General features: G+C 48.1%; 12 protein-coding genes. 8 read left to right on the top strand and 4 right to left on the bottom strand.

The genetic code is table 11. From position 1 onward, the window contains the following. Nucleotides 1–492 precede the first annotated feature (492 nt). On the bottom strand, nt 493–2,322 hold the full coding sequence (locus SHD_RS13635; RefSeq protein WP_023267648.1) for an ABC transporter ATP-binding protein: 1,830 nt from the start codon (nt 2,320–2,322) through the stop codon (nt 493–495). Nucleotides 2,323–2,503: 181 nt separating this feature from the next. On the opposite strand from SHD_RS13635, the gene SHD_RS13640 reads away from it, so the two are divergent. From SHD_RS13640 to SHD_RS13670, 7 genes are all read left to right on the top strand, one after another. Continuing rightward, nucleotides 2,504–4,132, top strand: a complete 1,629-nt coding sequence (locus tag SHD_RS13640) for a DNA-3-methyladenine glycosylase 2 family protein (protein WP_023267649.1) — start codon at nt 2,504–2,506, stop codon at nt 4,130–4,132. Between the two features lie 116 nt (nt 4,133–4,248). Next, the gene (locus tag SHD_RS13645) at nt 4,249–4,815 is read left to right on the top strand and encodes a methylated-DNA--[protein]-cysteine S-methyltransferase (protein ID WP_023267650.1); all 567 of its coding nucleotides are present in this window, start codon (nt 4,249–4,251) and stop codon (nt 4,813–4,815) included. A gap of 37 nt (nt 4,816–4,852) precedes the next feature. Next, nucleotides 4,853–6,136 carry a DEAD/DEAH box helicase gene (locus SHD_RS13650; protein ID WP_023267651.1) on the top strand — a complete coding sequence of 428 codons (1,284 nt, stop codon included), beginning with the start codon at nt 4,853–4,855 and terminating at the stop codon, nt 6,134–6,136. 64 nt (nt 6,137–6,200) lie between these two features. After that, nucleotides 6,201–6,671, top strand: coding sequence for a phosphatase domain-containing protein (locus SHD_RS13655; protein WP_023267652.1), 471 nt, complete (start codon nt 6,201–6,203; stop codon nt 6,669–6,671). 136 nt (nt 6,672–6,807) lie between these two features. After that, nucleotides 6,808–7,707: a chemotaxis protein CheV gene (locus tag SHD_RS13660; protein ID WP_023267653.1), complete on the top strand. Its 900-nt coding sequence runs from the start codon at nt 6,808–6,810 to the stop codon at nt 7,705–7,707. Between the two features lie 172 nt (nt 7,708–7,879). Beyond that, entirely contained in the window at nt 7,880–9,106 is a 1,227-nt protein-coding gene (gene sstT / locus SHD_RS13665; protein WP_023267654.1) for a serine/threonine transporter SstT, read from the top strand. A gap of 76 nt (nt 9,107–9,182) precedes the next feature. Beyond that, nucleotides 9,183–9,707, top strand: coding sequence for a CIA30 family protein (locus tag SHD_RS13670; protein WP_039978413.1), 525 nt, complete (start codon nt 9,183–9,185; stop codon nt 9,705–9,707). 52 nt (nt 9,708–9,759) lie between these two features. Here the strand turns inward: SHD_RS13670 and SHD_RS13675 are convergent, their stop codons facing one another. Next, on the bottom strand, nt 9,760–11,139 hold the full coding sequence (locus SHD_RS13675; RefSeq protein WP_023267656.1) for a Gfo/Idh/MocA family oxidoreductase: 1,380 nt from the start codon (nt 11,137–11,139) through the stop codon (nt 9,760–9,762). Nucleotides 11,140–11,474: 335 nt separating this feature from the next. Here SHD_RS13675 and SHD_RS13680 point away from each other — a divergent pair, with 335 nt between their 5' ends. Beyond that, nucleotides 11,475–11,909: a hypothetical protein gene (locus SHD_RS13680; RefSeq protein ID WP_023267657.1), complete on the top strand. Its 435-nt coding sequence runs from the start codon at nt 11,475–11,477 to the stop codon at nt 11,907–11,909. A 122-nt stretch (nt 11,910–12,031) separates the two neighbouring features. On the opposite strand, the gene SHD_RS13685 is transcribed toward SHD_RS13680, so the two are convergent. Together SHD_RS13685 and SHD_RS13690 are read right to left on the bottom strand one after the other, a co-directional pair. Continuing rightward, a complete protein-coding gene (locus SHD_RS13685) occupies nt 12,032–12,703 on the bottom strand; it encodes an RluA family pseudouridine synthase (protein ID WP_023267658.1) in 672 nt (223 codons plus the stop codon). 106 nt (nt 12,704–12,809) lie between these two features. Beyond that, nucleotides 12,810–13,364 (bottom strand): protein disulfide oxidoreductase, encoded by a 555-nt coding sequence (locus tag SHD_RS13690; RefSeq protein WP_039978415.1) that lies wholly within the window; start codon nt 13,362–13,364, stop codon nt 12,810–12,812. Between the last annotated feature and the right edge of the window lie 76 nt (nt 13,365–13,440).

A 13,440-nucleotide genomic window follows, 5' to 3' on the forward strand; every position in this document is an offset into this window, starting at 1 on the left:
TCAACTAAGATTAATCGCTAATGTTAGTTGAGAACAATAAGCCACCGTTAGGTGGTTTTTTTGTATCTAAAATTCGTTATCTTGCCATAAGCCATAAGCCATAAGCCATAAGCCATAAGCCATAAGCCATAAGCCATAAGCCATAAGCCATAAGCCATAAGCCAATTCTATTGAGACCGTATCAGTTTATTTGTCTTGGGTTGTAGTAGGGGAGTTGGTACTTTCTGCGGTATTTTCGTCTTATCAAATCGCAGTACAGTGATGAGAGTAAACGACGTGTAATTTCAGCAGATCACAATACTTAAAGGGTCCAGTTTGCAGATTTTGTTGAGGATAAGTGCTGGCAATAAACTCTTTATGCCTTTACCTGACAATAAAGCAACATAACGAATAAAGCCGAATATAAAGGCGACTCAAGGTCGCCTTTTATATCCAAACGCAATGATTTTTCAAATCAAAATGCACGGTAGTGCGCTTAAGGAATGCTTCAATCTACTCAACCCCGAGGAAGCCACCAGTTTGATGCGCCCAAAGCTGTGCATAGATACCGCCAGCAGCAATCAACTCTTGATGGGTTCCTTGTTCGACAATACGACCTTGATCTAACACGATTAATCTATCCATTGCGGCAATAGTCGATAATCGATGGGCGATTGCAATTACGGTTTTGCCCTGCATCAATTCGTACAAGCTTTCCTGAATCGCGGCTTCCACTTCGGAGTCCAAGGCAGAAGTTGCCTCATCGAGCAGTAAAATCGGCGCATTTTTCAATAGTACCCGAGCAATCGCGATACGTTGTCTCTGTCCGCCGGAGAGCTTAACCCCACGTTCACCCACTTGTGCATCTAAGCCATGGTTGCCATTAGGATCGGTCAGTTCGTTAATAAAATCATGGGCCTGAGCCTGTTTTATTGCATGCTCGAGTTGGGTTTCGCTCGCATCAGGATTACCGTAAAGAATATTCTCCCGAATAGTGCGATGCAGTAGCGACGTATCTTGGGTCACCATACCAATCTGTGAGCGCAGTGAGTCCTGCTTGACCGCTTTAATATCTTGACCATCGATACAAATTTGGCCTTTCTCAACATCGTAAAAACGCATCAACAGGTTCACTAGGGTGGACTTACCCGCGCCAGAACGGCCAACGAGACCGACTTTTTCGCCCGCTTTGATATTGAGGTTCAGATCTTCAATAACACCCGCTTCTTCGCCGTAATGGAAGCTCACCTGATTAAAATCGATACGTCCTTGCTCAACCACTAAAGTGTTGGCATTGGGCGAATCTTGAATAAGAGTCGTTTTCGAAAGGGTATTCATCCCATCGGTCACTGTACCTATATTTTCAAATAACGAACTGATTTCCCACATGATCCATTGCGACATTCCATTGAGACGCAGCGCTAAACTCACGGCAATTGCAATCGCTCCAACAGAGATGGCATTGTCACTCCAGAGCAGGATAGATACAGCGGCAATGCTGAAGGCGAGCATATAGTTAATCACCTGCACACTGACACTGATCCCCGTAACGAGGCGCATTTGGCGGTACACAGTGTCGAGGAAACTGCGCATACTCGCTTTGGCGTAATCGGCTTCTTTATCTGTATGGGCAAACAGTTTTACCGTGGTGATATTGGTGTAACTGTCGACGATGCGTCCCGTCATCGTTGAGCGCGCATCGGCCTGTTCGGTCGAAACGGTTTTCAGCCTAGGCACAAAATACCACTGTAAACCGATATAGAGCGCCAGCCAGATCAACATGGGGATCACCAAACGCACATCGGCGCTGGCCACCATCACCAGCATAGAGGTGAAATACACTAAAATGTACACCAGTACATCGAGCAGTTTCATCACGGTCTCACGGACCGCAAGGGAAGTTTGCATCACTTTAGTGGCAATGCGGCCGGCAAAATCATTTTGATAGAAGGACACGCTTTGCTTGAGCAGATAGCGATGCGCAAGCCAACGAATCGACATGGGATAATTACCCAGCAAGGTTTGATGCATGATCAGCGCATGGAATAGCACTAATAATGGCATCACCACTAGGACCATCAGCCCCATTAATAGCAGCGTCGAACCTTCATCTTGAAAGAGTGTCTCAGGGCTTTTTTTCACTAACCAATCGACTAATTGCCCCATAAAGCCAAATAGCGAGACTTCGAGCATGGCGATTAATGCCGTCAGCACCGACATTAAGATAAGCGGTAATTCATAGCCCTTAGTGTAATGGCGGCAAAACGCATATACACCCGTGGGCGGCTTGGTTGGTTCGCCATCGGGCAGGGCTTCAACCCAAGATTCAAATCGTTTAAACATGAATTGACTCTATTTTATTGAGAAAAATGGATGGGGAAAACGTCGAGGTGTCTAGCATATAGGATCTTACACTTTAAAAGCACGTGATGATCCAGTTCCGTTTTCCGCGAGTGTGCTAGCATAGGGTGACGTACAGTAACCGACAAGTACAAAATTGTGAATAAGATTGTCGGATAGCCAAATGAAGCAAACAGCCGTGAGCCAAAACTCAACCCCCAAACCGCCATTCGAGCCGGCATTTAGCGACTCGCAGGATTGCCAAATATCCGCCGGGATTTGCCGTGAAGCGCGCATGAGCCGCGATCCACGTTTTGACGGTAAGTTCTTTGTGGGCGTGTTAAGTACAGGAATTTATTGTCGAACAGTGTGCCCAGCCGTTGCACCTAAAGAAGAAAATGTGCGTTATTTTGACTCGGCCATTAAAGCTGCACAGGCGGGACTCAGGCCTTGTCTACGTTGCCGTCCCGACAGTGCTCCAGGCTCTAATCCGTGGAAAGGCACTGGCACAACCTTAGACAGAGCCATTGGTTTGATTGAAGCTGGCGCCTTATCTGGCGAGCACGGATTAACGGTCGAGGCCTTGGCTGACAAACTGGGGATCAGCAGCCGTTATCTGAATAAGTTATTTACCGCAGGATTTGGCACTTCACCTAAACAATTTGCCCTCTATCGTCAGTTATTGTTCGCAAAACAGTTGTTGCATCAGACGCAGTTGCCCATCACTCAGGTCGCCCTTGCCGCAGGCTTTAACAGCATCCGCCGTTTTAACGAAGCGTTTCAGCAGGCGCTGCAATTAACGCCTACACAGTTACGAAAATCCAGCCAGAAATCGACAACGAAAATAGACGACGGGGAGAGTGCCGAACTCGCTTGTTCGCAGGAGATGCCAGCGCACAGCTTGATTCTGTATCAGTACTACCGGCCACCATTCGATTGGTCGGCGCAATTAGCCTTTTATCGCCTGCGCGCCGTCGCTGGCATGGAATGGTTTAGTGATAATGTAGACCCTCACTTCCATGAGGTAATTAACCAAGATACATCACTTGAGTATGGCCGCACCCTGCAACTTGAGGATATCCGCGCTGTGGTGCATATCGTCCATGAGGCACCTTTGCATCGCTTTAAAATCACGCTGACGTTAACGCCTGACTCGCCCTTATCGGGCCTACAAAAGCTCATCACCCAAGTGCGGCGCATTTTAGATCTCGATGCCGACATGCAGCTGATTGAACACAACCTTCAGCATCTGACCGATCTAAAACTCAGTAGCAAATCCGGGCTTAGGATCCCTGGCGCAGGCGCGGTGTTTGAGGCGGGTTGTCGAGCCGTCTTAGGTCAGCAGGTGAGCGTAGTGCAGGCGACTAAATTACTGAATATATTGGTCGAAGCCTATGGCGAGCGCTTTAGTTTAAATGGGCGGGAATATCGCCTGTTCCCCACGCCGCAGGCGATTCGTGAAGCGAGTCTCGATGAGCTTAAAATGCCCGGTGCGCGCAAACTGGCGCTCAATGCGCTTGCGGCGTTTATCTGTGAGCAGCCCGAAGCCTCAGTCGATGAGTGGATTGGGGTAAAAGGTATAGGTCCTTGGACCATTGCCTACGCCAAATTACGTGGACTTGGCGATCCGAATATCTTCTTGCACACAGATTTAATCGTTAAAAAACAATTGTTAGCCAGTGTTGCCGAGCAAAGAGGCTTGGATATTGAAGCGGTAAAACAGCTGGATTATACGGCGCTTGCACAGCGGGTGAGTGCGGATATCGCCCCTTGGGGAAGTTATTTGACCTTCCAGTTGTGGTCCAATGCATAAGGCATTTCAGGCCATTCGTTATTGTTCCAGTGACTAGGAACCAGTGACTAGGCTACATATGAGAGCCACTATTAACTATTTGAAACACAGTACTAAAGCCGTTTACGAGACCCATTATGAGCCCGAATTTCTCCCAATTGATTAGCGCGCCAACGGCCAAAGATTATCAGCCCTGCGCTGTCGATACCTTAAGTACCCCTGTCGGCGTACTACAACTCAATGCCAATGCCTACGGATTAAGCCACTTAACGGTCGTAGGGTCGAGCCGAACGGAGATCCCGCTAAAGGTTGCAACTGATGTCGAACTCGCGCGGGCCAAAAGCCATATTGAGCAGGCAAAGGCGCAGCTTCAGGAATATTTTCGCGGTGAGCTAACTGAGTTCCACTTAAGCTTAGCGCCTAAGGGAACCGAATTTCAGCAGCAGGTGTGGCAGGCGCTGGTACAGGTCGGTTATGGGCAGAGTTGCAGTTATGGCGATATCGCCCAGCGTATTGAAAGGCCAAAAGCCGTCAGGGCAGTAGGTGCCGCCAATGGCGCCAATCCCATCGCGATTATTGTGCCCTGTCACCGTATCATTGGTAAAAATGGCCAATTAACCGGTTATGCCTATGGACTTACGATGAAACAACAGCTGTTAATGCTGGAATCGACAAGCAAGGGAGCGCATTTTACGTTAGAATAGCGGTCATATTTGTTATTGATGAGCCATGTAATTTTTTATGACCCAAGCTTCTTCCTCCGTTGCCAGCTTTGCCGAACTTGGCATTATTGCGCCCCTGTGTAATCGACTCACTGAGCTGACCTATGCGGCGCCTACGCCCATACAAGCGGCGACTATTCCGGCCGTGCTCAGTGGACGGGACGTATTAGCGGGGGCGAATACGGGCTCTGGCAAAACGGCCGCCTTTGCCGTGCCGTTACTACAGCGCCTGTTTGAGGCGAAAACCGCGGAAAAATCGGCAGGCCAAGTGCGTTGTTTGGTACTCGTGCCAACCCGCGAATTGGCGCAGCAAGTTGCCGATAGCTTTTTATCCTATGCCTCTCATTTTAATGGCCAGCTTAAGATAGTTGCGGCGTTTGGTGGCGTGTCAGTCAATCTGCAAATGCAAAGTTTACGCGCGGGAGCCGATGTGTTGGTGGCAACGCCTGGCCGTTTATTGGATTTATTAGCCAGCAATGCGCTTAAGTTAAATCGCGTCTCGGCCTTAGTGTTGGATGAAGCGGACCGCATGCTAAGCCTTGGGTTTACTGATGAATTAAATCAAGTGCTTGAGGCGCTGCCGTCCAAGAAACAAACCTTATTATATTCGGCGACATTCCCTGAAGAAGTGCGTGCACTCACGGCCAAATTACTCCATCAACCGCTTGAATATCATCTGCAAAGTGAGCAAGAAAGCACCATTGAACAGCGCGTTATCACAGTCAACCGTGAACAAAAAACGGCGTTGTTGGCACACTTGATAAAACAGCATCAGTGGTCGCAGGCGCTTATTTTTGTCAGTGCTAAAAACACCTGTAATCACCTCGCACAGAAGCTGTCTAAACGTGGGATCAGTGCCGAAGTCTTCCATGGCGATAAGGCGCAAGGCGCGCGGACTCGGGTACTCGATGGCTTTAAAAGTGGCGAAATCAGTGTGTTGATTGCGACCGATATCGCAGCCCGCGGTATTGATATTGATAAACTCCCTGTGGTGATTAACTTCGATTTGCCAAGAAGTCCTGCCGATTATATGCACCGTATTGGCCGTAGCGGCCGCGCGGGAGAGGCGGGTTTGGCGGTGACCTTGATTTCTCATGAGGAATATCATCACTTCGGTGTGATTGAAAAGAAAAATAAAATCAAATTGGTACGTGAACAAATCCCCGGATTTGAAGCGAATGCCGAGATGCCACTGGAAGTGTTAGCGCAGGAAAAACCGCAGGCTAAACCCGAAGGCACTGGCAAGAAAAAGCGTAAACAGTTACCCGCGGCGAACCTTGAATTTTGGGGTAAAAAGTCTTAATTCCTTGGGCGTGAGTTATGCTTAGTGCATCTTATGTCCCTTCGCATCTGGTTGTGGGAGCAGTATGCAGCATCTATTTTGGTTAGTTGAAGGCAAGATAGCGGGTCGAAGTGGCCCCAATAAGGATCCTTGGGATTTAGCCGAGCTTAAAGCTGCAGGGATCCGTGCGGTGTTATCCGTGAATGGCGGAGAGGGCTGTGAGCCAGGCAGTTTTAAGCAGCATGGATTGCGTTATGAATGCATTCCTTTTTCACGCAATGTCCCGCCGCAGGAAGGGGATGTTGCTATTTGTGTGGCCCAGTTACCGCGGGCGTTGGCGTTTATTCAGCAGTGTGAAGCCGATAATTTGCCTGTGTTAATTCATTGCCGCTCGGGCAAAGACCGTACTGGGCTTATTATGGCCTATTACTTGATGGTCAATGGCGCAGCGCCTTTACATGCCGTTAGCCAAGTGCGCAGCATTCGCGACATTGCGTTTACAGCCGAAGGTTGGGATCAGTTTGCCTTCGATGTGCTTTATGCACTGCAGGATTAATTCAGTAATAGGTATGATTTTCGTAAAGCTAAATACAAATCACTGATTTCAACTCATTTGACCTTAGTCATCACTTTTAGCGCGTGTTAAGGTTAAGATACTGGCAGTTTAATTTGAGTGAGCACTCAGTTTTATTATGAAAAGTAAGGCAAATCAATCACAGGGATTACTCCTATTTAGGCTATCTCAACGTCAGATATTTGCCTTAGGCACCCTAAAAGTTCGTGAACTCGTTCCTTATACTCCGTTGAGTAAAATCCCTCAATCCCATCCCACGATCCTTGGGGCAGCTACTATTCGTGGCAATACTATCCCTGTGGTCGATATGGCGGCCGCGATTGGTTATCGCCCCATCAGCGATGAAGAGCGCCAACATTGCTATATCATCATTACCGATTGTCAGCGGATGATTATCGGCTTTTTGGTGCGTGCGATTGATAAGATCATCGAGTGCAATTGGCGCGATATTGAAGCGCCATCGGCCAATTTAGGCCGCAATGCCTTTTTAACCGGAGTAACGCGTTACGATAATCAGCTGGTGCAGTTACTCGACGTGGAGTTGTTGCTGTCGAAGGTCTTCCCCGATGCGCCCGAGGCCAATCGCGCCATTTTAACTGACGTGCAGCGCGAGAAGTTAAAACCCATGCGTATTTTGTTGGTGGATGATTCTAAGGTCGCACGCAAACAACTTTCTGACGCGCTTGATAGCATTAACATTCCTTATTTTGTGACCCCAGACGGTAAAGAGGCGCTCTCGATTATGGAGCAGGCCGCCGCTGAGCATCATCCCATCGATATTCTGGTCAGCGATATTGAAATGCCAGGGCTCGATGGTTATGAGCTGGCGTTTGAAGTGCGTGACAATCCTCTTCTCGCCAAGGCTTATATCATTTTGCATACCTCACTTTCGAGCGAGATTAGTGTCAGCCAAGCCCACCAAGTTGGGGCAAATGAGGCGCTGACAAAGTTTGATGCCCATGAGCTGGTCGAAGCCATGCTGCGGGGTGCCGATTTAGCGGCTACGCGGGCACATTAGACCCCATGTTGGATTTTTGTAAGGGTTTTGCAGGGGCAGGGTAATTTAATCGGCTTATTTCCCTGCAAAGCTAGACAAGTTCCGTCGCATCCTATAAAAACCTTATTGACCTCGATTTTGAAGGTGTGGGGTGGGGAAACTCAGCCGAAATATAATAACGATAGGTTAAGTAATGAAACAAGAATCGTCTTTGTTAGCCAAGTTGGCTAATGGCAGTTTGGTGCTGCAAATTCTCGTGGGGATTATCGCTGGTGTGAGTCTAGCCAGTTTTTCACATGAAGCCGCAAAGCAAGTCGCGTTTTTAGGAAGCCTCTTCGTAGGTGCATTAAAAGCCATTGCTCCTATTCTGGTGTTTATCCTTGTGGCGTCTTCCATCGCCAATCAAAAGAAAAATACTCAAACCAATATGCGCCCGATTGTGGTGCTGTACTTATTTGGCACCTTCGCAGCCGCATTAATTGCAGTTATTTTAAGTATGATGTTCCCAACCAATTTAGTGTTGGTTGCTGGCGTTGAGGGCACGAGTCCGCCGCAGGGTATTGGTGAAGTGATCAATACCTTACTCTTCAAACTGGTTGATAACCCAGTCAACGCATTAATGACGGGTAACTACATTGGCATTTTGGCTTGGGGTGTGGGTTTAGGTTTAGCCCTGCACCATGCGAGTGATTCGACCAAGCAAGTGTTTGCCGATGTGAGCCACGGTATTTCACAAATGGTGCGTTTTATCATTCGTTTAGCGCCTATCGGTATTTTTGGTCTGGTAGCGGCGACCTTTGCCGAAACCGGTTTTGCCGCCATTGCGGGTTACGCCAAGCTATTGGCCGTGTTACTCGGCGCGATGGCGATCATCGCTTTAATTGTTAACCCGCTGATTGTTTATGTGAAAATTAAACGTAATCCCTATCCATTAGTGATCCGTTGTCTGCGCGAAAGTGGCGTAACTGCATTTTTCACCCGTTCTAGCGCGGCAAATATTCCGGTGAATATGGCGCTGTGTGAAAAATTAAAGCTGCATGAAGACACCTATTCTGTCTCTATTCCGTTAGGTGCAACCATCAACATGGGCGGCGCTGCGATTACCATTACCGTGTTGACCTTAGCCGCGGCGCATACCTTAGGCATTCAGGTGGATTTATTAACGGCGTTACTGCTGAGTGTAGTAGCGGCGATTTCGGCCTGTGGTGCATCGGGTGTCGCTGGTGGTTCGTTACTGCTTATTCCACTGGCCTGTAGCTTATTTGGTATTTCCAATGATGTGGCCATGCAAGTGGTTGCCGTTGGCTTTATTATCGGGGTTATCCAAGATGCGGCCGAAACCGCACTGAATAGCTCTACGGACGTGATTTTTACGGCCGCTGCTTGTGAAGCCGCTGAAAACAAAGCTAAACTTGTATAAAGTGTGCTGTTGTTAGTGTAGAAAAAGTATCATAAGAGCAGTCACCACGGTGGCTGCTTTTTTTATGGGAGTAGTTATGATCCTTTTCGATTTTAAGGACTTAGATGCGGCTAAGTCTTGGTATGGCGTCAATGATACCGTGATGGGCGGCCTGTCACGCAGTAAGCTCACCATTTCACCTTTAGGCTATGGGATGTTTAGCGGCCATGTGTCGCTTGCCAATGGTGGCGGGTTTGCCTCAGTGCGTTGCGAGTTTGCACCGCTTGATGTCGGCGAGTTTAGTGGGATTTACCTCGAACTCGACCGTGACAGAAGCAAGCACTACAAAGTGAACCTTAAGGATGCCGATACGCCGCAGAGCACGGTTTATCAGGCGCCTATGCCCGATGCTAAGCATCAATCCTTTGGCGTTAACGGTGGCAGTATTATTCACTGGCAACGCATCGAAATTCCTTTTACGGCGTTTCATCCCCATTGCCGTGGTAAACCGATTGAGCGTGCTGCGATAGATTTAAGCCGTTTGACTAGCATAGGGCTGGTGATTGGTGCGCAGCAAAGTGGTGATTTTTCGTTAAAGATTAAATCGATAGGTTGTTATTAAAGGGATAAACCTAAGTGTATCCCTTTACGTTAACCACTCACTTTCGAGTGTTCTAGGCGCCGACAATCCCTAAGGGCGTGGCATGTTCCCACGCGCCGCGGGTAAAGTCGGGGAAATTGACCGAGTTGCTGCGGTTATTCAGCGATTGCTCACTTAAAATATTCACCACAGACCAAGCGGCGCCATCGTAGACATCCTGATCGAGCGCCTCGCCGTTACGTAGGCAATAGACCATACGCCAGAGCATCACAAAATCCATCCCGCCATGACCGCCGTTGATTTCGGCTTCTTTACCGATGCGTTGCCAGAGTGGATGATCGTATTTGTCATACCACTTTTGCATGTCCATATCCCACTCGTGGTAGCTCTTACCAAAACCGCCATGCTCAACGGCAATCCGATTTGGAAATCCGGCAAAAACGCCATTGGTGCCTTGGATAAGGTTATGGCGGCTGTAGGGTCGAGGTGTAGTGGTATCGTGCTGAACCATAATGGTTCGGCCCTTAACGGTTTTAATCAGGCTAGTGCTCATATCGCCATTGATGTACTTGAGCTGATTACGCTCATGATCGGCGGGAAATTCACGCTTGGCATACAGCGCGCGCCCGAGCGCGGGTGAACTCATGGAGGTGAGATAATCGAAACGGTCACCACGGTTGATGTTCATATATTGAGAAATCGGCCCTAAGCCGTGGGTCGGATATAAGTTACCGTTGCGTTTGGTGTGCCAATAGGTGCGCCACGAACCGGTTTTATGGTTAATTTCCTTCATTTGCCAGCGCAGCTCATGGATATAAGCGGCCTCACCGTGGAGCAGCTCGCCGAACACACCTTGGCGCACCATGTTGAGCACCATCAATTCTTCGCGGCCGTAATTGACGTTCTCCATCATCATGCAGTTTTTCTGGGTGCGTTCGGCGGTATCGACAAGTTGCCAGCATTCTTCCACTGTCAGTGCCAATGGCACTTCCACAAAGGCGTGTTTACCACTTTCCATGGTATCGATGGCCATGGGGGCGTGCCATTCCCACGGGGTCGAAATAATCACAATATCGATATCATCGCGGTTTAACAGCTCGCGATAGCTGAGATCATTCCCCGTGTAGACCGCAGGTTTTGGCCGTTTTTGCTTAACGATATGCTCAACGGCTCTATCGATAACGGCTTGGTGGGTATCACAAATGGCTTTAAGTTCTACGCCTTCTAAGTGACAGAATTGTTCGACATGGCTAAAACCTCGCTCTCCCACACCGATAAAACCGACTCTAACCACCTCCATTTTCGGGGCGATAAGTCCAATAACGGATTTTCCAACGCGGGGTTTAGGGGCAACGCTACTGGCGTTGGCATTGAGGGCGATATTGGCCGTAACAAGACCTGCGGTAACTGCGCCTGCGGTTTTTAGAAAATGGCGGCGATGAATATTGTGCATAGGCTTCCTGCATTATTTTTAATTATGTATAGGGCGATAAATAACCCATTTGTTATATCAGAATCCTTGAGTAAGTGGGCAATAAAAGATGTAACAAGCTCATACAGCGGGGAGAATGAATAAGGTGTGATACAAGGTATTTATCTTTACTTTAGCGATAGGTAAATAGTGATAAAGATCGCGTTTTTATTTTCTAATTAAGCTACACTGCCGATTAATTAATCAAGCTAAATTATCTTTTAGTTTTTAAATGTTGAGCAAATTAAATTTAACCAAAAAATTACATTTTGTGTTGAGTTTGACGTAATTTGCGACTCGGGGGAGTAAAGCGGTAAATGGGTTCTATGCTTAATGTACTACCACAACTGACGTTCACTTTAGGTGAGTGGGTATTGCATAAGGATATCAGGATGTCTGGGATTGAAAAACGCCGTCGCCTTCATTGGCGGGAGACAGATATGCAAAATCGAGAAATTATTGGTCGCTGGTTAGATGAGCGTCCACTGCTTGGTGACAAAATTACCCTCTATAAAGAAGCGGGCAAATATTATTTAGAAACCTGGTTTAGCGATGGCTGCCATAGTTTGGATGAAGTGAGTCTGTCCGATACGCCGCAGGGCCAAAAAGTGGAAGATGTCGGCGGCAACTTCTTCGGTGAATATTTTATGGTGACGCCTGCTATGCAACTCCAGTTCTGCAATGAGCAGGGCAGTTATTTCCAAGTTGATAAGTTGATGGCGGATATTGATTTCAATCAGCGCGTGGCTTAATCAGTCGCCGTGATAGACGCTAATCAATAAATCGGCAAACACCAACCCGGTTTGCTAAATATAAGGTCGCCTGAGGCGACCTTGTGTCTTTTTAGGGGGGGGGGAATTGATAAGGTGGCGTGTTAAGCCGAGAAGGGATGCTTACTGTAAAAATGCATGGCTTTACCCGAGTAAGGATGGGTAAAACGTAAACTTTGGGCGTGAAGACAGAGTCTTGGTCTGGCCTTTATCACTTCATCATCGCCATAAAATTCATCCCCAAGAATGGGATGCCCCAAGGCGAGCATATGCACTCTCAGTTGATGGGTACGGCCCGTTTGTGGTGTTAATTCGACTAAGGTGCTGTTTTCGCGTCTTTCTAGCACTCGGTAATGGGTCAGGGCACTCTTGGCGCCAGCCGTCCCTGCCGTTTGTGTCTTCTGATAGGGCGGGTGCTCGGGATCGGGCGCGATAGCTAAATCGATTATCCCTGCATCCTTTGCAATTACCCCCATGACTTCGGCGATATACACTTTCTCGTTTTGTCTATCTTGGAACTGGGTTTTTAACTGGGATTCGGCTTTTTTGTTGCGGGCAAACACCATAATGCCTGAGGTGGCGCAATCGAGTCGATGCACGAGAATAGTGTCAGGATACAAACGTTGTAGTCGGGTGAGGGCACAATCTAAGGTATGTGCGGCCCTGCCGGGATTAGACAACAATCCAGAAGGTTTATTAATAATGATCAAATCTCTATCTTGATAGCGAAGATCTATCCAAGGGACTGAAGGGGGCTGGTAATCAAATATCTGCATCGTATCCTCATCATTTGCGCGGCCATACTAGCAAAATATCAGTCACTAAGCAGTATATTCTCGAGCTGGCGTTTGCTGAGGTTGCTAGAACCGAACTAGAGCTGAACTAGAATTGTGCCAACCACAATCTGAACTTCATGCCCCAAGTCGAGGTGACTCCTGAGGTGACAAAACGGATTTCCCCTTGGGGATCGATTATATAAATAGCCGGAAATGCCATCGCGCCCCACTGAGTGCTTCGCTTACCATCGTCATCGTTTAGCACCGGAAAGTGATACTGATGCTCGTCCATATAACGCTGGATCTCACTATCACTGCCAGAGGCTACGGCTACCGAAATCACCTTATGGTCTTGGCTGATACTCTCAACCATAGGGGAAGTGACGCGGCACACCGGGCACCAAGTTCCCCAGAAATAGACTAATGTTGGCTCTGTCTGGGCTGTATTCAGCGTAAGCTGGCTGCCATCAATCGCGATACCGCCTAATACTGGCGCTTGGCCTGTGATCATATCCCGTTGCAAATAGAGGCTGATGCAGTAGAGCACCAGCGCTATGATGCTAAGATCCCTAAGCTGTTTAAGCCAAAAGCGCGGGCTTCGTAGTTTTTGGCGCCAACTGAGTGGGTGAGCTGGTTTAGGGCTTGGGTTTGCGGACGTCACTGTGACGGTAACCTCACTGAATATATGCTATTGCAAAGGCGTTAGGGTAAACGCTTAGGCTTAAACAAGGCTTGAT

The sequence above is a fragment of the Shewanella decolorationis S12 genome, from assembly GCF_000485795.1.
GTDB lineage: Bacteria > Pseudomonadota > Gammaproteobacteria > Enterobacterales > Shewanellaceae > Shewanella > Shewanella decolorationis.